The sequence below is a fragment of the Saccharothrix sp. ALI-22-I genome (genome assembly GCF_001984175.1).
Classification (GTDB): Bacteria; Actinomycetota; Actinomycetes; order Mycobacteriales; family Pseudonocardiaceae; genus Actinosynnema.
This window is the reverse complement of record NZ_MTQP01000069.1, coordinates 501,114-523,784: the sequence shown is the minus strand read 5'-3', so window position 1 is coordinate 523,784 and position 22,671 is coordinate 501,114. Positions and strand designations below refer to the sequence as shown.

Genomic DNA, 22,671 nt, shown 5'->3' with positions numbered 1-22,671 from the left:
GCGTCGGAACACCGCAGGATTTAGGCCGCAGAGGTGGCTCAGCCCACGTCGACGCCCACCGGCATACCGGTCACGGGCTGTCCCGAGGCGAACGCGATGGCCGCCGCGGCCGGGGGATAGGCCAGTTCGCCCAACCCGCCGATCGGGGCGTCCGACGGCACGATCACCACGTCGATGTCCGGCGCCCGGTCGATCCGCGCCCACGCGTAGTCACGGAACGACGACTGCACGACCCGGCCCTCCCGCACGGTGATCTGCGCGCCCGACACCGTGGACACCGCGTCCATCACACCGCCCTCGACCTGCGCCCTGACCCCGGACGGGTGCAGCGCCGACCCCACGTCCACCGCCGCGGTGACGCGGCGGACCTCGCCGTCCGAGCTGTCGGCGATCACGGCGATCACCGATCCGTAGTCGTGGTGGCACGCGACCCCGCGGGTGAACCCCGGCCGGACGTGCCCGGCCCGTGCCGCCGCCGCGTCCAGCACCCGCCGCAGCCGGGAGTCGGCGGGCAGCAGCCGTCGCCGCAGGTCCACCTGGTCGAGCCCGGCGCGTTGGCCCAGAGCGCTGAGGAAATTCTCCTCGGCGTACAGGAAGTGCCCGGCGTAGACCGCGCGCCAGAACCCGGTGCGCAACGGCGCGGGCCGCAGGGTCACGTCCACCGCGCCCGGCACCGTGTACGGGAAGTGGTCGCCGTTGAGCTTGACGATCGCCGGGTCGTTGAAGAACGGCAGGACGTTCAACGGCCAGGTCGCGATCCCGTGCGCACGCCACGTCGGCACGCCGGCGGCGTCGACCACGGCGGACAGCCGGTGCACCGACATCGGCCGGTACGAGTCGTGCCGCATGTCGTCGTCCCGGGTCCACAGCACGCTCACCGGCGCGCCCGCCACCCGTGAGCAGGCGATCGCCTCCAACACCGGGTCCGGTTCGATCCGCCGGCCGAACGCGCCACCGGCCAACGTCGGCTCGACCCGCACGTTCGCCGGGTCCAGCTCGAACTGCCGCGCCAACGACGCCCGCAGACCGCCCGGGTCCTGCGTCGGCGTCCACACGGTGAGGCCGGTCGCGGTGACGTGCGCGGTGGCGTTCATGGGTTCCATCGGCGCGTGCGCCAGCAACGGCAGCCGGTAGACCGCCTCGAACGCCACCGGGCCGGGAGCCGCCGGCACGGCGGGCAGCGCGGTCTCCAGTTCGGCCAGCCACACCCGGCTGTCCGCCGTGGGCGTGCCGCCGCGCCAGGTCACGCGCAACGCCTCGCGCCCGCGCAACGCCTCCGGGATCGACCGCGCGATCACCGCCACCCCGCCCTGGCCGGACGTCGCCGGGTCCAACGCCGTCACCGCGACCACACCGGGCACCGCCCGCGCGGCGCTGTCGTCCAAGGTGTCGACCAGCGCACCGATCCACTGTGGACGGAGCACGGCCGCGACCAAGGCACCGGCCGGACGCGTGTCGATGCCGTACCGGGCCTTGCCGGTCACGATCGCCTTCGCGTCCACGCGTCCCGCACGGGTGCGGCCGAGCAGCCGCCACCGTTCCGGCGGGGTCAACGTCACAGGCACGGTCGCCGGGTCCAATGCCGCCGCGTCCCGCACCAGCGAGCCGTACCGCAGCACGCGGTGACCGTGGCGGACCGCGCCGTCTCGTGCCGTGCACTCCTCGGAGGGCACACCCCAGCGCTGCGCCGCCGCAGCAACCAGCAGACACCGGGCGGTCGCGGCGGCCGTGCGCATTGGCTGGGTGAGCTGCCGGGCGGAGAACGAGTTCGCCACCAGCTGAGACCCGAACCGGGCCGTGTCGCCGTACGCCTGCTCCAGCCGGACGTCATCCAGACCGACCGCCAGCTCCTCGGCGACCAGCAAGGCCACCGTGGTCCGCACGCCCTGCCCGGTCTCCGGCCTCGGCACGGTCACGGTGATCCGGCCGCGTGCGTCCAGCCGCACGAACACGTTCGGCGTGAAGCCGGTGGCGGCGTGCGCGGGTAACGGCACCGACACCACCAACACGCCACCCAAGAACGCCCGCCGGCTGATCACCGGTCACCACGCTTCAGCTGCGCGGCCCGCCGCACGGCCGCCCGGACCCGCGTGTACGTCCCGCACCTGCACACGTTGTCGCGTAAGGCCACGTCGATGGCGTCGTCGTCCGGGTCGGGGTTGGCCGCGAGCAGCGCGACCGTCGACATGATCTGCCCAGGCTGGCAGTAACCGCACTGGGCGACGTCCAGTTCCAGCCACGCCCGCTGCACCGGGTGGTCACCGTCCTCGGACAGGCCCTCGATGGTCGTGATCCGCCTGCCCTGGGACTCCGCCACCGTGGTGATGCACGGCCGCGCCGCCTGACCGTCCACAAGGGACGTGCACGCGCCGCACGCGCCGACGCCGCACCCGTACTTGGGGCCGAGCAGCCCCAGCTGTTCCCGCAACGCCCAGAGCAGCGGTGTCTCCGAGGGGACGTCCACCTCGCGCCGCTCGCCGTTGACGTGCAACCGGTATCGCCCCACCGCGGCCCCCTTCACGTTCGGCCTGTCCTCATCGTGGTGGGGCGCCGACCGGCCGGCAATCATTCGTTCAGTCGCTCCGACGAGGGCACCGGTACGACCGACAGGCGGTTGCGCGTTCACCCCGGCGGGGTTACCCGGGCCAGTTCCGCGGTGTGCCGCAGGACTCGCGCACGGTCAGACTGGGCCAGAGGGCGACGCGGTGCACCGGACGGTCCAGCGGGTCGGCGACCCGTGCCAGGGCCAACTGCGCGGCCAGCGCGCCGAGCCGGTGCTTCTGCGGCCGAACGGCGGTCAGCGGCGGGTCGGACGCGGCGGCCACCTCGTCGTCGTACGACACCACCGCCAGGTCACCCGGCACGTCGAAGCCGCGGTCGCGGGCACGGTCCAGCAGGCCGATGGCCTCGCGGTCGGCGTGCACCAGCAACGCCCGCACCCCCGCCCGCACGCACTGGTCCAGCACGTCGTCGCACGCCTGCGCCCACCCCGCCGACCCGTACGACGGCACGTCCAGCGCCGGCACCCCGTCCACCGGCATGCCCAGCGACGACACCGCCGCCGACCACCCGTCCCGGATCGCCGCGTGGTGCGGGCTGAGACGCGACAGCACCAGGCCGACGGTGCGGTGCCCCAGCGTCGCCAGGTGCCGCACGGCCAGTCCCGCGCCCAGCGCGTGGTCGGTGACGGCGGCGTCCAACCCGATCGTCGGCAGCTCCGGCGGCGGCATGCGCTCGATCAGCACCACCGGCACGCTCAACCCGCTCAGCCAGCGCAGCAGGTCGATCCCGGCCACCCCGGTGGTGTTGGGCGCGACCAGCAGCGTCTGCACACCGCGGTCCAGCAGCCTGATCACCTGCCGCCGGTCCTCGACGGCGTCGTAGCACGACGTGCGCAACGCCAACCGGCCGCCCGCGGCGGTGACGGCGGCCTGGGCGCCCTGGATCACGGCCGGCCAGTAGTACTCCTCCGAGGGCGCGACCATGCCCACCAGGGTGTGCGCCGATCTCGGGGACGGCGGCGGGTCGCCGTGGTGGGGCATGGTGATGCCGCCGTGCACCCGGGAGACCAGCCCGCGGTCGGCCAGGGCGGTCACGTCGCGGCGCACGGTCACCGCCGTCACGCCCAGCTGTTCCACCAGGTCCGAGAGCCGGACCACCCCGTGCGCGCGTACCGCCGACAGGATCAGTTCACGCCGCTGCGCAGCCAGTCGCATTTTCGGTTCCGATCGACTTTGATCGTTTCTGTTTGTTTCGTTGACGGGGACTATGCCACGTACTGAGGTGGTCTTCATCACTCCAGCAGGGGGATGGGCAATGACGCTGCGTTCTCGACGCACGGTGCTGCGCGCGTTGGCCACCACGCCGCCACCGGAGCGGTCCGGCAACGGACCCGGCTTAGTCCATTTGGAGTATCTCCGCTGCCGTCCATTGCCGTCGGCGGCCACCACGTCACCGTGACGTTGGACGACGGCCAGCACACCGAGTTCACCCCTCTGACGTATGGAGAGTTCGATGGATTCACCGGGATTCAGCCGCCGGGCACTGCTCGCCGCGGCCGGCGTGACGGTCGCGGGCGGCGCGTTCGGCACGGGGGTGGCAGGGGCCGACGCGACCGTGGGCGTCGACCCGGCCGCCGACCAGGGCGCCTGGGAAGGCTGGGGCACCTCGCTCGCGTGGTGGGCCAACGTGTTCGGCGATCGGGACGACTTCGCCGACCTGTTCTTCACCACCAAGACGGTGACCTACAACGGCGCCTCGCTGCCCGGTCTGGGCATGAACATCGCCCGCTACAACCTCGGTGCGTCCAGCTGGAACGCCGTCGGCGGCGAACGCATGGTCGCCTCGCCGAACATCCCGCGGTTCAAGCAGATCGAGGGTTTCTGGCAGGACTGGAACAACGAGGACCCGAACTCGGCCGCGTGGAACTGGAACGCCGACGCCAAGCAACGGGCCGCCCTGGTCAAGGCCACCCAGCGCGGCGCGATGAGCGAGCTGTTCGCCAACTCCCCCATGTGGTGGATGTGCGTCAACCACAACCCGTCCGGCGCGGCGAACGCCGCCGACAACAACCTCCAGTCGTGGAACCACCGCCAGCACGCCCTGCACCTGGCCGTCACCGCGCGCCGGGCCCGCGACCAGTGGGGCGTCAACTTCCGCACCGTGGACCCGTTCAACGAACCGTCCTCGAACTACTGGCACGCCAACGGCACCCAAGAGGGCTGCCACATCGACGCCACCACCCAGCGCAGCGTGCTGGCGCACATGCGCACCGAACTGGACCGGCAGGGCCTGACCGGCACCTGGATCTCCGCCTCCGACGAGACCAGCTACGACCTCGCCCGCACCACCTGGAACAGCTTCGACTCCGCCACCAAGGGGCGGGTGCGCCAGGTCAACGTGCACGGCTACCAGGGCCTGAGCGGTCGTCGCGACCTGCTGGGCAACGACGTCCGCGCGTCGGGCAAGGTCCTGTGGAACTCCGAGCACGGCGACAGCGACGGCAGCGGCATGATGACGGCCCGCTGCCTGCTGATGGACTTCCGCTGGCTCAAGCCGACTGCCTGGTGCTACTGGCAGGTGATGGACCCCACCGCCGGCTGGGGCACCATCCGTTACGACGGGAACGCGGGCGTAGCGGGCGCGGTGGAGACGAAGCTGTACGTGCTGGCCCAGTTCACCCGGCACATCCGGCCCGGTATGCGCATCATCAACACCGGTGTCGACTACGCCGTCGCCGCACACGACTCGGCCGCGCGTCGTCTGGTGATCGTGGCCGCCAACAACGGTGCGGCGCAGACGCTGACGTTCGACCTGTCCCGGTTCGGCACGGTGCCGAACGGCACGGCCACCCGGTGGTCCACGCTGACCTCCGGTTCCGGCGACCGGTACACGCGGCGGACGGACATCAGCGCGAACGGGAAGCTCGTGCGCGTGCCGTTCGCGGCGGGCGCGGTGCAGACCATCCAGGTCGACGGCGTGGTCCGGTGACCCGGTGAGAAGGAGCGCTTCGCTCGCGGCGGCCGTCGTGCTGGCCGCGTCCCTGATCCAGCCCGGCGTCGCGCACGCCGGGCCGGGTGTCACCCTGCTGTCGGACACGGTGCTCGACCAGTCGGCGCTGTACTTCGTGTCGTACGACGGGCTGGTCAACAACAACGCGTTCCAGGACGCGCTGGTCACCTACAACGGCCACCAGTACGCGGCCTGGTACACGTCCAGCCGCAACGTCGTGGTCGCGCGGCGGGCGTTGGGCGGCAACTGGGAGAAGGTCGTGCTGCCGCACCAGCTGAGCACCAACGACTCGCACAACGTGATCTCGATCGGGATCTCGCCGCAGGACGGCACCCTGCACGTCGCGATGGACACGCACAACACGCGGCTGTACTACTCGAAGTCCGTCGCGGGGCTGGCGTCGCAGCCCGGTTCGCACCGGTGGACGTCGTCGGTCTTCGGTTCCGTGCAGCGGACCCTGGGTGGCGTCGAGCTGGGCAACATGACGTACCCGCAGTTCGTCGTCACGCCGGAAGGCGCCTTGCAGTTCAGCTACCGGACCGGTGGGTCGGGCAACGGCGTGAACGAGTTGGCCGAGTACACAGGCGGGACGTGGCGGCGGTTGGGCGTGTGGTCGTCGGCGACCGGCAACTACACGGGGCCGAACGGTGTCGTGTCCACGACCCGCAACATGTACCTGCACGGCCTCACCTACGACCGGCGCGGTCGGCTGCACGCGGCGTTCACGTGGCGTGAGGGCAACACGGGTGTGCTGTGCAACTCCGGTGGCCTGACCAACCACGAAACCGGTTACGTCTACAGCGACGACCGGGGCCGGACCTGGCGCAACGGTGCGGGCACGGTCGTGGGCACCACCGGTGGCACGCGGGTGTCGATCAGCTCACCGGGCCTGGTCGCCGACCCGCTGGACCCGAACCACGGTCTGATGAACCAGGAGGCGCAGGGCGCGGACTCCACCGGCACACCGCACGTGGTGATCAGCTACGTGCCGGGCCGGTTCGGGCAGTGCGTCACGAACTACGCGCAGCAGCGGACGCAGAACGGCCGCACGTTCCACGTCGTGCGGAACTCGAACGGCACCTGGACCAAACGAGAGGTCCCCGTGCCGCCCGGCAGCACCCAGCGCACCAAGCTCGTCTTCGACCGCTCCGACAACGCCTACCTGGTGATGCCGCGCGGCCGGATCGTGTCGGCGAGCAAGGCCAGCGGCTGGACGGACTGGACCCTGGTCTTCGACCAGCCGTCGATGAACGCGTTCGGCGAGGTCAACGTCGACGCGTCGAGATTGGCGGTGGACGGCGTCCTGTCGTTCCAGTACCAACAGCGCTCCACCGGCACCACACCGTCACCGATCCGGGTAGCCGACCTCCGCCTCGGCTGACGGCTGCGCTGGCCTCGTCGAGCCGACCAGTCCGTTCGCGGATGCTTCGCAGGGGTCCCCGCCAGGGGACCCCTGTTCTCATTTTACTGGCGAGGTCCGACATTCAGCGCAGGACGGCGCAGCCGGAAGCGCATCAGTGCATCAGTGCATCAGTGCATCAGTGTGCCGGCGCGCCGGCCCGTCAGGGCGAGGGGGAGCGGGCGATGCGGAAGCCGACGTCGTCGATCCGGAACGTCGGGTGGCTTCGGCGGCGTACCGAGGCTCGGCAGCTCCAGTGCTCGTCGAACCAGCCGCCGCCGCGCAGGACCCGGTAGATGCCCTTGACCTCGACGTCGTGCATGTCCCAGCACCATTCCCAGACATTGCCGAGCATGTCGTGCAGGCCCCACGCGTTGGGCTGCTTGCCGCCCACCTCGTGGACTCGCTCGTCCGAGTTGCCGCGGTACCACGCGATGTCGTCCAGCGGCCCGTAGCGCGCGTCGATCGTGCCGGCGCGGCAGGCGTGTTCCCATTCGGCCTCGGTCGGCAGCCGGTAGCCGTCGGCGGAGGTGCCCCACTCGACGTCGTCGGCATCGATCCGGTACGCGGGCGCCAAGCCTTCAAGCCGCGACAGGGTGTTGCAGAACCGGAGCGCGTCGAACCACGAGACGCCCTCGACGGGTAATCGGTCGCCGTGCGCGGTGCTCGGCCGTTGTCCGGTGATCTCGGCGTACTGCGCCTGGGTGACCGGAGACGCCGCGAGTTCGTACGGCGCGACGTCGACAGACCAGCTGCGCCGCGCGCCGCGGTGCGAGACGGTCACCCGCCCTGAGGGGACGGTGATCATCCGTTCAGTACCCGACGTAACCCGTGCCCCGCCTGATTCCGGCCAGGCCGGGGTGGCGCTCGAAGCTGCCGTAGCGGGAGAAGGTGTAGCGGACGCCGCAGATGATGTTGTCGACCGGGTTGTAGATGTCGTTGTGGCCGGGCAGCTTGTGGGCCTGGAACGTCGGGTCGATGCACTGCATCAGGCCCTTGGACGGCGTGCCCTTGACGGCGTTGGAGTCCCAGGTGTTGATGGCGTTCGGGTTGCCGTTGGACTCCTTGATGATGATTGTGTAGATGTCGGCCACATTGGCCTCGGAGACCGGGGTGCCGTTGGCGGCCATGATCTTGATGGCCTCCCGGATCCAGCCCTCGACCTGCCGCTGCTTCGGGGACTTGCCCGCGTCAGCGGCCTCCTGCGCCTTCCGCGCGTCCTCGGCCGCCTTCTCCTCGGCGGCCTTGCGCGCCGCGTAGTCGTTCGTCGCCACGCCGCTGACCTGGTTGAACGTCTGCATCGCGGCCTGTTGCTCTTGGCGGATGATGCGGACGGTCTCCGAGCCGAGGTTGATCGCGTTCGCGGTGTCGGCCTTGCCGGTCTGGACTGTGTTGTCGGGCACACCGCCGAGATCCAGGCCACCTGCCACGGGGCTGAACGTCCCACTCATGGCGTGGGCGCCCGCACCGGCGCCGGACGCGATGCCTACGGCCACCGCCACACTGGCGATACGTCGCGGGAGCACCCGCTCTGCCTCTACCCGGTGCGCGCCCTGGTAGCCGGGTGGCGGCGGTGGGGGGACGGGCAGCATGAATACGGTCGTCTGTTCACTGGCGTTCTTTTGTCGAGCATGCCGAGCCAAGGGTGCAGCCTCCTGCGGTCGGGGAACTCCGTCACCGGGGCCTGGCGGGGGATCCAGGTGGTCAAGGGCCGGTTGTAGGGGTATCGGGCCCGTGTCCGTTCGGTGATGGAACCGTGATCTGCGGCCAGGAACGTAACCGTTGGTGATTTGAGGTGGCAAGAAATCCTGCCCTATCGGTGACGCTAGTCACGTTTGCTCGTCACATTGACTACAGACTGTGTCTGGGAGCGCACCCATGTGTCAGAAGGGTAACGGGCGTGGGTACGGGCCGGTCGTCAACGGGCGCGAACGCCGGACTCACCGTTACCTCCGCGTCCCGTCCACCGGCCCGCGCCATCCCGGTACCGCGCCGTCGATCTCCCCTTCTTGACGGCCCTGTCGGCGTGCCGGGAAGTCGCAGGAGTGCGGTGACGTGGGCGAATAGTGCCGGAATCGCCCGGTTCCGGTCGTCCGGACCGTTACAGTCGAAGGTCCTGCGTCACGCCGGCGAGGGTGGGACGAGGCTGGTCCGCGCGAGGAGTCCGGTGGCCGAAAACGGTGCAGGGGAACGGTTCTCGTCCGTCGAAGTGGTGGACGAGCTGGTGAAGCTGCTGCAGGAGCTCACCGAGCGGCCGCGGTTCGGCGAGTTACCCGGCCGCCGTGCGGGTGCGCGGGCGGGTGGCGATCGGGGTATCCCGTTGGTCTGTCTGGTCCGCGGCACGGCGGCCGCCGGTCTGCTCCAGGCGCTTCAAGCGCACCTGCGCGGCGCGCACCCCGGCCGCGTGCCGCACGCCTACCACCGCTTCCCCGACCCGAGCCCCGGCGTGCCGACGTCCGAGCCGGCCACGCTGGACGCCGTCGGCTCCGTGCTGGTTCGGATCGCCCGCGAGCTGTCCGCCGGCGTCAACGGCCGTTACGGGCGGCACGAGTTCCGGCGCTTCGAACTCGTCTACTGGCTGATGAACCAGCGGCTGGACGGCGCCGACCCGGAATCGGCCGCGACCCTGCTGACCCGGCTGCGGGAACGTGACCTGCTCCGGCGCAGCGGCGACGACCTGTTACCCAGGGAAGTGCTGGACGACGCCACCGAGACCGCGCCGTGGTGGGTGCGGCTGGTGGTGCGGCTCGTGCCGTCGTTCCTGTTCCGGGCCAAGCTGCGTGGGGTGGTGCCGGGCAGCGAGTACCGGTGGCTGCTGCGCCAGCCGTACCTCGCCCCGCACGACCCGGGCACGTTCATCGGCTTCGCCGAGCGGCTGACCTCGGCGCTGGTGCCCGGCCAGAGCGCCGAGCCGCGCGAGGACACCGGCCAGTTGGCGAAGCTGCTGGTCAACGCGTTCCTGGAGGACGTGCGCCGGGCCTACCGCCGGTCGTGGTGGCGCATCCGGTCGGCCCGCCGCACCGTGTACCCGGTGGTCCTGCTGGACGGCATCCGCCGCGACAACGGCGGCTACGCCGTGCTGAAGATCATCAACGACGTGCGCAACGACACCGGCGCGTTCGACCCGCTGGTGATCATCAGCGGGTCGGCCAAGGTGCCACCGGACGCGGAGACCACCGCCGAACGCGAACCGGCGCCGGTGAGCCAGGCGAGCCACGCCTACGAGACGTGGGCGCGCAAGCTCGCCACGGACAGCCGCGCCCGCCGTCCCACCGCCTGGTTCCTGCCGCTGAAGGTGCCCGCCCTGACCGTCGACCGGGGCGAGGTGCCGCCCACGGCCACGCTGTCCGTGCGCCCGGCGCCGATCTGGTCGCGCACGTCGGTACTCGTGATCGTCTTCCTGCTGCTGATCGGTCTGGTGGCGACGCTCGGCTACCGGCAGGTGCGCGGGATCGTCGCCGCGGACGAGCTGTGGCGGTACGAGCACTGCGGCCTGGACCGCGACAACCCCGACGCGCACACCTTGCAGCGGATCGGCGACGACTGCGTGGGCGTCACCACCGGCCACCTGCCGCTGTTCGGCCCGGCCGACGCCGAGAACCTCACGCGGTTCAACAGGGTCCAGCAACTGATCGTCAGCCAGAACCAGCGGGTCCTGGAAGCGCACGAGAGCAACCCCGACCGCCCTTACGCGACGGTCGTCTACCTGTCGGCGATGGGCGCCGCCCGTGACGCCCTGGCCAGCAACACCGCCCGGCTGGTCGGCTTGGCGGCCCGACAGGCACGGCTGCTCGAACGCACCGACTCCGACGAGCCGCTGATCCGGGTGCTGCTGAGCAACGCGGGTTCGGCGATGCAGCACGGCGAGCTGGCGGCGGAGAAGCTGAAATCGCTGGCGGAGCGGGACAAGAGCGTCATCGGCGTGCTCGGCATGGCGTTGAGCAGCAAACCGACCCGCGACACGATCGCCGCTCTGGGTGACGTCGGCCTGCCCGTGGTCGCCGCGACGCTGTCGGACGACGCGATGCCGGAGGCGTCCCGGATGTACTTCCAGGTCTCGCCGAACAACGACCGGCAGGCGCAGGTCGCGGCGGGGCACGTGCGGGCGGCGTACCCGGACAAGCGGGGCGTGGTGATCGTGCACTCCAGCGACGAGGCGGACTCCTACGCGGACAACCTGCGTGCCGACGTGGCGCAGCGGTTCGGCGAGGTCGGCTTGCGGGTGCGCGAGGAGCCGTACCGGCCGGTGACCGCCGGGCAGGACGCCGACGCCCGGCAGCTCGGACAGCGGCTGTGCGGGGTGGCCGACGAGGAGGTGGTGTTCTTCGCGGGCAGACCGGCGGACTTCGGCAAGCTGCGGGACGGGCTCAGCGCGGGCTGCCGCAACCGCCCGCCCGCGCTGATCGCCGGCGACGACATCGCGCGTTACGCCGCCGACAACAACCTGCGCGGCCAGCACCCGGAGATCCCGTTCGACTACGTGTCCTTCGCGGTCGGCGCCCAGAGCTGTGCTGCGGCGACCGAGATGAACCAGACGCTGCGCGCGTTGATGCCGGAGGAGTGCGAGGACGACGCGAACGTGTCGTTGGACGGGCACGCCGCGTTGACCTACGACGCCCTGTACCTCTACGTGCACGCCATGACGAAGCTGGGCGGGATTCCGGTGTCGGCGGGCCACATCTGGAAGGAGATGAGCGATATCGGCGACAGCCGTGCGCTGTCGGGGGAGAGCGGCGTGATCGACTTCGGCGGCGGCCAGGTGCCGATCGACAAGTTCATGGCCGTGCTCCGGGTAGCCGACGGCAACTCCCCGACCGTCCTCGCCTCCTGCGGCGAGTACCCGAACCGCAAGGACCTGGACCTCCGCCGCGCGTCCTGGTGCCCCGTCACGCCCCGCTGACCCGCTGACCCGCTGACCCGCTGACCCGCTGACCCGCTGCCGCAAGGTCGCGAGCGAGGACACCGCGGCATCCGAGGGCGCGCAGCCCGGCCGAGCGCCCGCCGCGTCGGCTGCGAATTCGCTGTCCGGTTGCCGGAGCACGGTGATAGACAGCCGGAGTGGAAAGCACTCTGGAGTTCCCCGACCTGCTGCGGCTGATCGACGAACGGTCGAGCGCGTTCCGGGCCGCGGTCGCCTCCGCGCCCAGCCTCGACGTGCAGGTGCCGACCTGCCCCGAGTGGACGCTGTTCGATCTGGTGCGGCACCTGGGCGAGGGGCGCCGCTCCTGGGCCGCCACCGTCGCCGCAGGGCCTGCCGCTGCCAAGTCCGCTCCAGAGGGCCCGGCTGCGCCTCGGGAGCGCGAGGCACTGCTGGCCTGGTTGGCCGCATCGACGCAGCAGCTACTGGACGCACTGCGGGAGGCCGGCCCGGATCGCGGTTGCTGGACGGGGTGGGGCAGGTCGCAGTCGCCGCAGACCTGCGGTGCCGTCGCCCGGCACCAGCTCCAGGAGATCGCGGTGCACACCTACGACGCCCAGATCACTCTGGGCGCCCCGCAGCCGCTGCCGGACGAGGTGGCACTCGACGTCTCTTCGACCTGCTCGTGGCCTGGGAACCCGGATGAGCAGGACGTGACGCTGCGCCACCTCGCGCGTCTTTGAGGCCCGGACTCGATGGGATGAACTTCCATTTCACACGTGCGTTGGCCTTTGGCGTCCTGACACGCTGGATGGGGAGCGTTGATCATGTAGGGGCGGGGCATGGAATCCGATCTGGTGGCGAGCGCGGCGACGACGCTGGTCGAGAGGTTGACGGGCGAGGCGTGGCAGACGGTCGTGGCGGCGATCGGCGGGTTGTGGCGGCGGGTCCACGCGGAGCAGGGGGACGCGGTCGAGGCCGATGCCGCCGAGACTCGTGCCGCGGCGTTGCGGGCGCTGGAGATCGCGGACGACGAGGCCGTGGCGGAGCTGGTGGGGGAGTGGCGCAGCCGGTTGCGCAGGCTGGTGGCGGGCAACCCCGCTGTGGCTGACGAACTGCGTCGGATGGTGGAGGGCTGGGCGTCGGCGTCAGGTGGCGGGGACACCGACATCGGAAGTATCTCCATGCGGGTCAGGGCGTCCGGGCACAGCAGTGTCACGATGGCCGGGCGGGACGTGCACATCACCGGACCATGACCGGACGGGATCGGGTGACGAGGCTGCGCGCCACGGTCTCGGGCCACGCGCGGGCCACGATCGCGGGGCGGGACGTCCACGTCCACTACGAAGACGGTGTCACGCGGCGCGCGGAGGCTCCGGACGCTGACGGCGAGTGCCCGTACCCGGGGCTGGCGGCCTTCACCGCCGAGCAGTCGCAGTGGTTCTTCGGCCGTGACGCGCTGACCGCGCGGCTGGTCGAGCGTGCGGCCGAGCGGCTGGACGAAGGCGGTCCGCTGGTCGTGGTCGCGCCGTCCGGCGCGGGCAAGTCGTCGCTGCTGCGGGCCGGGCTCCTGACCGCGATCGACCGGGGCGCGCTGCCGGTTCGCGGGTCGGCGCGGTGGCCGCGTCTCGTGCTCACCCCGACCGACCAGCCGGTGCTCGAACACGAACGCGACCAACGAGCCGCCGCCCGCCGCCGAACGCGCAGACTCAAGCTGTTCGTCGCCCTGCTCACCGCCCTGGTCCTGGTGCTGGCCGCCACCGCCACCTACGCCGTGATCGCCGAGCGGCGCGCAGACCAGGCCCGCACCCGCGCGGTGGCGCAGCAAGCGGTGATGAAGGCCACTTCACTGATCTCCACCCGACCGGAACTCGCGGTCGCGCTCGCCCACGCCGCCTACCGCGTCGTACCCACCCCGGAAACACGGGACGCCTTGCTCACCGCGCACCTGGCGGTGAGCAGGATTCCGCGCGGCGACGCAGCCCTGCGCACCGCCTCGGTCCGCATAGGACCTCCCGGCAGGGTGGCGTTCGCTTCGGAACAGAGCGGCATCTTGTTGTGGCGAGTGCTCGCCGACCGCGCGGTGCCCGGGGCCCGACTGTCGCAGGAATTCCAGTACTACTACAACCCGTTCATCAACGACAGCGTCATGGTTTTCGAAGTCGAAGAACACACCGACGTGTGGAGCATCGACGACCCCGCCGTCCCACGGCGAATCGCCGCACTTCCCCGTCGAGTCCAAGTCTTCTCGGCATCCTCGGACGGACGGGTCCTGCTCGGCTACGAACCGCAATCCTCGACGGAGGACAGCGGGATGGTGCGGTCACTGTGGGACGTCTCCGACCCCGCCGCTCCGACGGAGATCGCGCTTCCGTGCGACGTCGTGGTCGGACGGGTGCGACCCGATGGGCAGGTGTTCGCCTCGACGTGCGCGGAGGACGGCGGAGCCTCGATCCGGTTCTGGCGCATCACCGGGAACCACGCCCTGCAGCCCCTCGCGGAGGTACCGCTGGGAAGCTCCGGGACAGGCGTGTTCGACTACAGCACCGGAGGCGACTACCTGGTCATCACCGAACAGCCCGACGAATGGGCTCGAATCCTGGATGTCTCCGACGAGCACGACCCGCGGCCGTGGTCCGAGGTGAGGCCGGGCGGAGAGGGGTACCAGTTCTCGTTCAGCGAGGAGGACCGCACCCTCGTCGTGCACGACAACGTCGAAGTGTCCTTCTGGAGCCTCGCCGATCCGGCCCGACCGGAGCGGCTCTCCACCGTGCGCACCGTCTTCCCGCTGTCGCACGTGCCGGTGTACCGGCCGGAGTTCGGGGACTACGTGTACTCCGACGGCCAGGAGATCTGGCGCCTGGACCGTGACGCGCACAGCGTCACCGCCAAGATCTGCCAACGCGAAGACCTCCGCCTCGGCGACGACGACTGGCGACAATTCCTCCCCGAGGTCGATCGGGTCCCGGTCTGCCCGTAGCAGCCGTAAATTGGTGCCATGAGCAGCGCGACGGGCAGCGGTCAGCAGCCGCGGGTGGTTTCCGGCAGGCAGTCGGAGCTGCTGGGTCTGCTCCGCGACGAGGGCGCGATGTCCCGGGTCGCGCTGGGCGAACGGCTGGAGCTGCCCAGGGCCAAGCTGACCGCCGAGCTGGCCAGGCTGGTGGACGTCGGCCTGGTCCAGATCGGCGGACCGGCCGCGAGCCGGGGCGGGCGGCGTTCCACGCTCGTCCACCTGGCCGACGACCTGCGTGTTCTCGGCGTGGACGTGGGCGCGACCTCGGTCACCATCGCGGTCACCGACGGTCGGTGCGAGGTGCTGGAGAGCCTCAGCGAGGACTGCGACGTCCGCAGCGGCCCCGCGCAGGTGTTGAGCCGGGTCGCCGAGCTGGCCGACCTCGTCTACGCCAAGGCGCCGGGCAGGCTGATCGGCGCGGGCATCGGGCTGCCGGGGCCGGTGAGCTTCCGCGACGGCATGCCGGTCGCGCCGCCGATCATGCCCGGCTGGGACCGCTACCCCGTGCGCGACGAGCTGGCCGGCCGCTGGGGCTGCCCGGTGACCGTGGACAACGACGTGAACGCCATGGCGTTGGGCGAACGCCACGCGGGCGTGGCCAGGTCCCTGGAAGACCTGATCTTCGTCAAGGTCGGCACCGGCATCGGCTGCGGGATAGTGCTCGGCGGACGGGTCTACCGGGGCGTGGCCGGCACCGCCGGCGATATCGGGCACATCAGGCTGGACGACTTCGGCCCGGCCTGCGCGTGCGGCGAGGTCGGCTGCCTGGAGGCCTACTTCGGTGGCGCGGCGCTGGCGCGTGACGCGACGACGTTGGCCCGCAGCGGGCGTTCCGTCGCCCTGGCCACCGCCCTGCACGACAAGGGCGTGCTCACCGCCGAGGACGTCGGCACCGCCGCCGCGGCGGGTGACTTCGCCGCGGCCAACCTGGTGCGCGAGGGCGGCCGACGCCTCGGGCACGTGGTCGCGTCCTTGGTCAGCTTCCTCAACCCGGGCATGGTCGTCATCGGCGGCGGTGTCTCGCGGCTGGGCCACTCCCTGCTGGCGGAGGTGCGCAGCGCCGTCTACCGCCGTTCGCTGCCGTTGGCGACCGGCAACCTGCCCATCGTGCTGTCCGAGTTGGGCGACCTGGCCGGCGTGACCGGCGCCGCCTGGTCCGCGACCGACCGCGCCTTCTCCCCGGCAGGCTGACCCGACCCCCGCGTTCCACGATCGAACGCTCGTGCACGCCGTTGGGGTTTGCGAAAGCAATTGATCGGCTTCTGTCTAATAGGAGCCGACTTTTGCAATGAACCGACAAAAGTAGGCCCAAGTTCTTGTCAGACCGTGCAGTCAACTGCCAGGATCGGCCGCAACTCACCCCAGAAAGTGAGCTGGACCACCTCATTCGATCGACTCCCTCAACGAAGTCGGAGAGACGATGCAGGCGCAGACCGAGGGCAGACGCGAGGCCAACCTCGCCCTGCTCCTGCGCACGCTCCGCGCCCGAGGCCCCCTCTCCCGCGCCCAGCTGGCCGCCGGGTCGGACCTCTCCAAGGCCACCGTCGCCCCGCTCCTGGCCGACCTCGAACAACGCGGCCTGACCCAACGCGCCGGCACCACGACCACCCAGGGCCGACCCGGTCAACTGATCCAGTTGCGCCCCGGCGCCGTCTGCGGCATCGGCCTGGACGTCCACCCCGGCCACGTCGGCGCGACCATCACCGACCTGACCGGCGAGGTCCACCTCCGCCGGCAGACCAGCTGCGACACCAACGCCCCCGAACACGCCCTGGACCAACTGGCCGACCTGGCCCGGAAAGCCCTCAAGGACGTGGCCAAAGCCGACTGGACGGGTATCACCGTCGCCGTCCCCGGCCGGGCCGACCGCGAGACCGGCATCGCGACCGCCACCCGGCTGCGCTGGCGCGAGGTGGCCGTGGTCGACGGCCTGGCCGCACGCACCGGCCTGCCCATCACCAGGATGGACATCGACAACGAGACCAACCTCGCCGCCTACGCCGAACACGACACCGACCCGGTCGACGACCTCGTCTACCTCAACGGCGACCACAGCGTCGCCGCGGGCGTGATCGCGAACGGCGTCCTGGTGCGCGGCGCGGACAACCGCGCGGGCGAGGTCGGCCACATGGTCCTCGACCAGCTCGGCAGCACCTTCTGCGGCTGCGGCCGGCGCGGCTGCTGGGAGACCCAGGTGGGCCTGGACGCGTTCCTGCACGCCTGCGCGCCGCGCCACGACCAGGTGCACAACCCCAGGCTGGCCCAAGGCGAACGCATGTCCATCCTGCGCACCCGGGCCGAACGCGGTGACGCGCGCACCCTCGACGCCCTGCACCGCACGGCCGCCGCCCTGGCGTCCGGCCTCTCGGTCCTCACCAGCCTGCTCAACCCGCAGAAGATCGTCCTCGGCGGCTACTTCGCCGCTCTCCAGGACTGGCTGGTCGCGCCGCAGAAGCAGGAGAAGACCCCGGTCACCGCCTCCACGCTCGGTTTCACCGCGGGCGCGAGGGGCGCGGCCCTGGCCGCACTGCGCCGCGTGCTGGACGACCCGACCGTCGTGCCGCTCAAGGAAGGCACCCCGAAACAAGACCGCCAACGTGAAGGGGCCTCGGCATGACGCTGCTCAGGATGACGGGCATCGGCAAGACCTTCCCCGGCGTGCGCGCCCTGGACCAGGCGGACCTGACCAAGGAGAACGTCGACCAGTACCTCGACGTCGGGTTCGACTCCTGACCCAGTTCATCCGGGTAAGACACTGCTGCGAAAGGCTGCTGATGACGGAAGAGATCGGCGTGGGCATGGTCGGCCACGCGTTCATGGGCGCGGTGCACTCGCACGCCTGGCGCAGCGTCCACCGGTTCTTCGACGTGCCCCTGACGCCGCGCCTGGCCGTCCTCGGCGGACGTGACGCGGTGCGGACCAAGGCGGCGGCGACCAAGTACGGCTGGGCCGCCGCCGAGACCGATTGGCGCGCGCTCGTCGCCCGGGACGACGTCCAGCTCGTCGACATCTGCACGCCCGGCGACACACACGCCGAGATCGCGCTCGCCGCGCTCGCCGCCGGCAAGCACGTGCTGTGCGAGAAGCCGCTGGCCAACTCGGTGGCCGAAGCCGAGGCGATGGCCGCCGCCGCGGCTGAAGCGGCTGTCAAGGGCGTCCGGTCGATGGTCGCGTTCAACTACCGCCGGGTGCCCGCGATCGCGTTGGCCCGCAAGCTGGTCCGGGAAGGCCGGATCGGCGACGTCCGGCACGTGCGCGCGGTGTACCTGCAGGACTGGCTGTCCGACCCGGAGTCGCCGATGACGTGGCGGCTGCGGCGGGAGCAGGCCGGTTCGGGCGCTTTGGGCGACCTGGGCGCGCACATCGTGGACGCCGCGCAGTTCGTCACCGGCGACCTGATCACCGGGGTCAGCGGCACCACCGAGACGTTCGTGCGCTCCCGGCCCGACGGTGACGGGCGTGGCGACGTGACCGTGGACGACGCGGCGGTGTTCCTGGCCCGTTTCTCGTCCGGCGCTTTGGGCACCTTCGAGGCGACCCGGTACGCGTTGGGGCGCAAGAACGCCATGCGGCTGGAGGTCAACGGCACGCGCGGCAGCCTGGCGTTCGACTTCGAGTCGATGAACGAGCTGTCGGTGTTCTTCTCGGAGGAGGACGGGTCGGCGGCCGGGTTCCGGCGGGTTCTGGTGACCGAGCCGGACCACCCGTACGTCGGCGCGTGGTGGCCGCCGGGTCACCTGATCGGCTACGAGCACACGTTCACGCACGAGGTGGCGGACTTCCTGACCGCCATCGGCAGCGGTAGTGATCCGGCGCCGAGCTTCGCCGACGGCCTGCGCGTGCAGCGGGTGCTGGCAGCGGTGGAGGAGAGTGCCGGGCAGCAGTCGATGTGGACCACGATTGGAGACTCCCGATGAGCCGACCGGTCACGCTGTTCACCGGCCAGTGGGCCGACCTGCCGTTCGAGGAGGTGTGCCGGCTGGCCTCCGGGTGGGGTTACGACGGGGTGGAGATCGCCTGCTCCGGCGACCACTTCGAGGTGGACAAGGCGTTGGCGGACGACGATTACGTGCCCGCCAAGCGCGCGATGCTCAAGCGGTACGGGCTGGAGGTGTTCGCCATCTCCAACCACCTGGTCGGCCAGGCCGTGTGCGACGACCCGATCGACTTCCGCCACCAGGCGATCGTGCCCGCTCGGATCTGGGGTGACGGTTCACCCGAAGGTGTTCGGGAGCGGGCTGCTCTGGAGATGGCCGACACGGCGCGGGCGGCGGCCCGGTTGGGGGTGGACACCGTCGTCGGGTTCACCGGGTCGTCGATCTGGAAGTACGTGGCGATGTTCCCGCCCGTGTCGCAGGCCGTGATCGATGCCGGTTACGAGGACTTCGCGCGGCGCTGGAACCCGATCCTGGACGTGTTCGACGAGGTCGGGGTGCGGTTCGCGCACGAGGTGCACCCGTCGGAGATCGCGTACGACTACTGGACGACGCGGCGCGCGCTGGACGCGGTCGGCAACCGGCCCGCGTTCGGCCTGAACTGGGACCCGTCGCACTTCGTGTGGCAGGACCTCGACCCGGTCGGGTTCATCCTCGACTTCGCCGACCGGATCTACCACGTGGACTGCAAGGACACGAAGAAGCGGTTCGACGGGCGCAACGGCCGGCTCGGCTCGCACCTGGCGTGGGCCGATCCCCGGCGCGGCTGGGACTTCGTGTCGACCGGGCACGGCGACGTGCCGTGGGAGGAGTCGTTCCGGGCGTTGAACGCCATCGGGTACCGGGGGCCGATCTCGGTGGAGTGGGAGGACGCCGGGATGGACCGGCTGCGCGGGGCGGAGGAGGCGGTCGGGTTCATCCGGCGCCACCTGTTCGACCCGCCCGCCGCGTCCTTCGACGCCGCGTTCAGCACGGGGGACTGAAGCCCAGGGGCGGGAGCGGCCGCCCGCGGTGTGCGCCGTGGGCGGCCTTCACCCTCACCCGATCTTCCACTGAAATCCGAGGCGGTCCAGGAAGGCGGCCGGGTCGACGACCTGGGTCGGGGCGAGTACACCCGGCGCGGCGCGACAGTCGCCAGTTCGCGCGCCACCCCGAGACCGCCGAACAGGCCCTGATGGCACACCACGAGACCCTCCTGCGCACCTACGGGCTGACCATGACCCAGTACACGGTGCTGCTCACCCTCTCACGCGATGACGGCATGTCCGGCGCCCAACTGGCCCGCGCCTGCGGCGTCACCCAACAGGGCATGGCCACGGTCCTCAGCGACATGCAGGCCAAGGGCTTCATCGACCGGCAGCCGTCACCCGTGCACGCCAAGGTCGAACAGACCCCCGACCCGCCAAGTGACCATGAGTCACCAGGTGATCGGGAGTGACCGCAGGCCGTAGATGGGTGCGTCGAACTTGAACTCGACGTCCTCGAACGGCACGGCTAGGCGGAGGGTGGGTAGTTCCGTCACCAGGGCTCGGAGGGCTACGTGCATCTCCATGCGTGCCAGCAGGTGTCCGATGCACTGGTGCACGCCGCTGCCGAACGCGAGATGCGTGCGGGCGTCGCGGTGCAGGTCGATGCGGTCCGGCTCGGGGAAGGCTGCTGGGTCGCGGTTGGCGGCGAACAGGGATGCGATCACGCCCTCGCCGGCGCCCAGGACCGTGCCGCTGATCGTTGCCTCGCCCGCCACGGCCCGCACCACGCCCTGGTGCACGGGGCTCAGGTAGCGCAGCAGTTCCTCCACCGCGTTCTCGATCAGGTCGGGCTCGGCTACCAGGGCCTCCCACTGCGCGCGGTCGCGTTGGAGGGCCAGGACGGACAGCGCGATGGAGTTCGCGGTCGTCTCGTGCCCGCCGACGAGCAGCAGCACGGTCATCCCGACGGCCTCCTCGTCGGTCAACCCCGGCTCCTGCACCAGGCGACTGATCAGGTCGTCCTGGGGTGACGCGCGGCGGCTGCGGATCAGGGCTTCCAGGTAGGCGTGCAGTTCGTCCAACGCCGTCTGCACCTGTTCCGCCGTCAACGACCGGTTCAGGTGGGCTCGGCTTCGGGTGGAGAAGAACTCCTGGTCGGACACGGGCACGCCGAGCAGCAGGCAGATCACGTCGGACGGCACGGGCAGCGCGAAACCCGTCACCAGATCGGCCGGGCGCGGTCCCGAACGCAGTGCTGCCAGGCGTTCCCGGGTGATGCGCTCCACCTCGGGCCGCAAGGCGTTCATCCGCCGCAGGGTGAACTCACCGGTCAGCATCCGCCGGTACCGGGTGTGCTCAGGCGGGTCGGTGACCAGGAAGCTCCCCGGCGCCGCCTTGCGGTCCACGACCGGCCGCAGCTGTGGGAATCCCGGCGTGCTCGGGTCCGAACTGAACCGCCCGTGGTCCCGCAACACCGCCCGCACGTCGTCGTACCGGGTCACCAGGTGCGCCTCCTGGCCGTGCCGCAACGACACCGGGCACACCGGCGCCTCCGAGCGCAGCGACGCGAACTCCGCCGGCGGGTCGAAACCAGGACTGCGCGCGATCGGGTACTTCATGGTGATCGACCTTATAGCCGCCACGAGCGGCTCATGAGCGCGAGAAGAAGCACACTGCTCAGGTGGACCCGGTAACAGCGCACGCCTGGACGGCACTCGGCGGCCGACCCGACCTGACCGTCGAGTACACGACGGCGGGCGAGGTGTTGAACGCCCACCTACCCGTGCGGGACATGGCACGCGCCACCGTCGGAGTGTGCGCGCTCGCGGCAGCGGAACTCTCGGCCCGACGCAACAACACCCCGATACCACCGGTGACGGTGGACGAGGCCGCCGTCGCCACGGCGTTCATCAGCGAACGCCACCTGCGGATCGACGGACGCACCGGTGCCACGTTCGCGCCGCTGTCCGGGTTCTGGCGCACCGCCGACGGCTGGGTCCGCACCCACGCCAACTACCCGCACCACCGAGCCCGCCTGCTGAAAGCCCTGAACATCACCGAGGACCGAACCGCCCTCGAACGCGAACTCGCCACCCGCCAAGCCGTAGAGGTCCAAGAGACCGTCTACGCCGCAGGAGGCCTCGCCGTCGCGGTCGCGACCGAACCCGACCAGACACGGCGCCCACTGGTCGTAACGCGCCCAACGAACGCCGAGAGGCGCGTCCTACCACCGGCATCCCGCCCGGCCGAAGGTGTCCGCGTCCTGGACCTCACCAGGGTGATCGCCGGTCCGGTCGCCACCCGCACCCTCGCCTTCCTCGGCGCCGACGTCCTCCGCGTCGACTCACCGCACCTCCCCGAAGACCCCGACGCCCACGCCGACACCGGCATGGGCAAGCGCTCCACCCTCCTCGACCTCACCACCGGCCACGACCGGCGGACGTTCGACGACCTCCTCGACCAGGCCGACGTCGTCGTCACCGGCTACCGGCCCGGCGCACTCGACCGCCACGACCTGGCCCCCGAAGCCCTGCACGAGAAACGCCCCGACCTGGTCGTCGCCCAACTCCGCGCCTGGGGCTACACCGGCGACTGGTCGCACCGACGCGGCTTCGACAGCCTCGTCCAGGCCGCCACCGGCATCGCGGCCGTCGAGAGCACGGACGGCACCCCCGGCGTCCTCCCGGCGCAAGCCCTCGACCACGGCACCGGCTACCTGCTCGCCGCCGCCGTCCTGCGTGCCCTCACCGAGCGACAAGGCCGACACCTCAGGCTGTCCCTGGCCGGCACCGCGTCCTGGCTCCTGCACGACATCGAACCTTCACCGGCCCGAGGCGACTACGACCCCGAACCGTGGCTGGTGGAAACCGCCTCCCCCTACGGCACCCTCCGCCACGCCCGCCCGCCACTCACCGAAGACGGGACGTGGGAGCGCCCGCCAACCCTCTGGGGCACCGACGAACCACGCTGGCTCTGACGCACCACGC

At 71.0% G+C, this 22,671-nt stretch carries 18 protein-coding genes; 12 read left to right on the top strand and 6 right to left on the bottom strand.

Going from position 1 to position 22,671, the window contains the following annotated elements; all coding sequences use genetic code 11:
* Window positions 1-38: 38 nt before the first annotated feature.
* From ALI22I_RS44495 to ALI22I_RS44485, 3 genes are all read right to left on the bottom strand, one after another.
* A complete protein-coding gene (locus ALI22I_RS44495) occupies window positions 39-2,039 on the bottom strand; it encodes a xanthine dehydrogenase family protein molybdopterin-binding subunit (RefSeq protein ID WP_077011582.1) in 2,001 nt (666 codons plus the stop codon).
* The gene (locus ALI22I_RS44490) at window positions 2,036-2,506 is read right to left on the bottom strand and encodes a (2Fe-2S)-binding protein (RefSeq protein WP_077012070.1); all 471 of its coding nucleotides are present in this window, start codon (window positions 2,504-2,506) and stop codon (window positions 2,036-2,038) included. The genes ALI22I_RS44495 and ALI22I_RS44490 overlap by 4 nt, the downstream gene beginning before the upstream one ends.
* A 130-nt stretch (window positions 2,507-2,636) precedes the next feature.
* Window positions 2,637-3,716: a substrate-binding domain-containing protein gene (locus ALI22I_RS44485; RefSeq protein ID WP_077011581.1), complete on the bottom strand. Its 1,080-nt coding sequence runs from the start codon at window positions 3,714-3,716 to the stop codon at window positions 2,637-2,639.
* Between the two features lie 298 nt (window positions 3,717-4,014).
* On the opposite strand from ALI22I_RS44485, the gene ALI22I_RS44480 reads away from it, so the two are divergent.
* Window positions 4,015-5,490 carry a beta-1,6-galactanase gene (locus tag ALI22I_RS44480; protein ID WP_077011580.1) on the top strand — a complete coding sequence of 492 codons (1,476 nt, stop codon included), beginning with the start codon at window positions 4,015-4,017 and terminating at the stop codon, window positions 5,488-5,490.
* 4 nt (window positions 5,491-5,494) lie between these two features.
* The gene (locus ALI22I_RS44475; RefSeq protein ID WP_077011579.1) at window positions 5,495-6,892 is read left to right on the top strand and encodes a BNR repeat-containing protein; all 1,398 of its coding nucleotides are present in this window, start codon (window positions 5,495-5,497) and stop codon (window positions 6,890-6,892) included.
* Window positions 6,893-7,073: 181 nt separating this feature from the next.
* On the opposite strand, the gene ALI22I_RS44470 is transcribed toward ALI22I_RS44475, so the two are convergent.
* Window positions 7,074-7,718 (bottom strand): formylglycine-generating enzyme family protein, encoded by a 645-nt coding sequence (locus ALI22I_RS44470; RefSeq protein ID WP_077011578.1) that lies wholly within the window; start codon window positions 7,716-7,718, stop codon window positions 7,074-7,076.
* 4 nt (window positions 7,719-7,722) lie between these two features.
* On the bottom strand, window positions 7,723-8,502 hold the full coding sequence (locus ALI22I_RS55810) for a lytic transglycosylase domain-containing protein (protein ID WP_083752470.1): 780 nt from the start codon (window positions 8,500-8,502) through the stop codon (window positions 7,723-7,725).
* A 575-nt stretch (window positions 8,503-9,077) separates the two neighbouring features.
* On the opposite strand from ALI22I_RS55810, the gene ALI22I_RS44460 reads away from it, so the two are divergent.
* The 9 genes from ALI22I_RS44460 to ALI22I_RS44420 all read left to right on the top strand — a co-directional run bounded on the left by ALI22I_RS44460 (window position 9,078) and on the right by ALI22I_RS44420 (window position 20,154).
* Window positions 9,078-11,810, top strand: a complete 2,733-nt coding sequence (locus ALI22I_RS44460; protein WP_077011576.1) for a hypothetical protein — start codon at window positions 9,078-9,080, stop codon at window positions 11,808-11,810.
* A gap of 158 nt (window positions 11,811-11,968) precedes the next feature.
* Window positions 11,969-12,511: a maleylpyruvate isomerase N-terminal domain-containing protein gene (locus ALI22I_RS44455; protein WP_202971200.1), complete on the top strand. Its 543-nt coding sequence runs from the start codon at window positions 11,969-11,971 to the stop codon at window positions 12,509-12,511.
* Between the two features lie 99 nt (window positions 12,512-12,610).
* Window positions 12,611-13,024, top strand: a complete 414-nt coding sequence (locus tag ALI22I_RS44450; protein ID WP_077011575.1) for a hypothetical protein — start codon at window positions 12,611-12,613, stop codon at window positions 13,022-13,024.
* Entirely contained in the window at window positions 13,021-14,748 is a 1,728-nt protein-coding gene (locus ALI22I_RS44445) for an nSTAND1 domain-containing NTPase (RefSeq protein WP_077011574.1), read from the top strand. Before ALI22I_RS44450 ends, ALI22I_RS44445 begins: the two co-directional genes overlap by 4 nt.
* An 18-nt stretch (window positions 14,749-14,766) precedes the next feature.
* The gene (locus ALI22I_RS44440) at window positions 14,767-15,972 is read left to right on the top strand and encodes an ROK family transcriptional regulator (RefSeq protein ID WP_077011573.1); all 1,206 of its coding nucleotides are present in this window, start codon (window positions 14,767-14,769) and stop codon (window positions 15,970-15,972) included.
* 229 nt (window positions 15,973-16,201) lie between these two features.
* On the top strand, window positions 16,202-17,398 hold the full coding sequence (locus ALI22I_RS44435; protein WP_077011572.1) for an ROK family protein: 1,197 nt from the start codon (window positions 16,202-16,204) through the stop codon (window positions 17,396-17,398).
* Window positions 17,399-17,555: 157 nt separating this feature from the next.
* Entirely contained in the window at window positions 17,556-18,698 is a 1,143-nt protein-coding gene (locus ALI22I_RS44430; RefSeq protein WP_077011571.1) for a Gfo/Idh/MocA family protein, read from the top strand.
* Window positions 18,695-19,699, top strand: a complete 1,005-nt coding sequence (locus ALI22I_RS44425; protein ID WP_077011570.1) for a sugar phosphate isomerase/epimerase family protein — start codon at window positions 18,695-18,697, stop codon at window positions 19,697-19,699. Before ALI22I_RS44430 ends, ALI22I_RS44425 begins: the two co-directional genes overlap by 4 nt.
* Window positions 19,700-19,890: 191 nt before the next feature.
* On the top strand, window positions 19,891-20,154 hold the full coding sequence (locus tag ALI22I_RS44420) for a MarR family winged helix-turn-helix transcriptional regulator (protein ID WP_083752469.1): 264 nt from the start codon (window positions 19,891-19,893) through the stop codon (window positions 20,152-20,154).
* On the opposite strand, the gene ALI22I_RS44415 is transcribed toward ALI22I_RS44420, so the two are convergent.
* The gene (locus tag ALI22I_RS44415; RefSeq protein ID WP_077011569.1) at window positions 20,134-21,303 is read right to left on the bottom strand and encodes a cytochrome P450; all 1,170 of its coding nucleotides are present in this window, start codon (window positions 21,301-21,303) and stop codon (window positions 20,134-20,136) included. The genes ALI22I_RS44420 and ALI22I_RS44415 overlap by 21 nt on opposite strands.
* A gap of 62 nt (window positions 21,304-21,365) precedes the next feature.
* Between ALI22I_RS44415 and ALI22I_RS44410 the strand changes: the two genes are divergently transcribed.
* Window positions 21,366-22,661 carry a CoA transferase gene (locus ALI22I_RS44410; protein ID WP_202971199.1) on the top strand — a complete coding sequence of 432 codons (1,296 nt, stop codon included), beginning with the start codon at window positions 21,366-21,368 and terminating at the stop codon, window positions 22,659-22,661.
* Window positions 22,662-22,671: the final 10 nt, after the last annotated feature.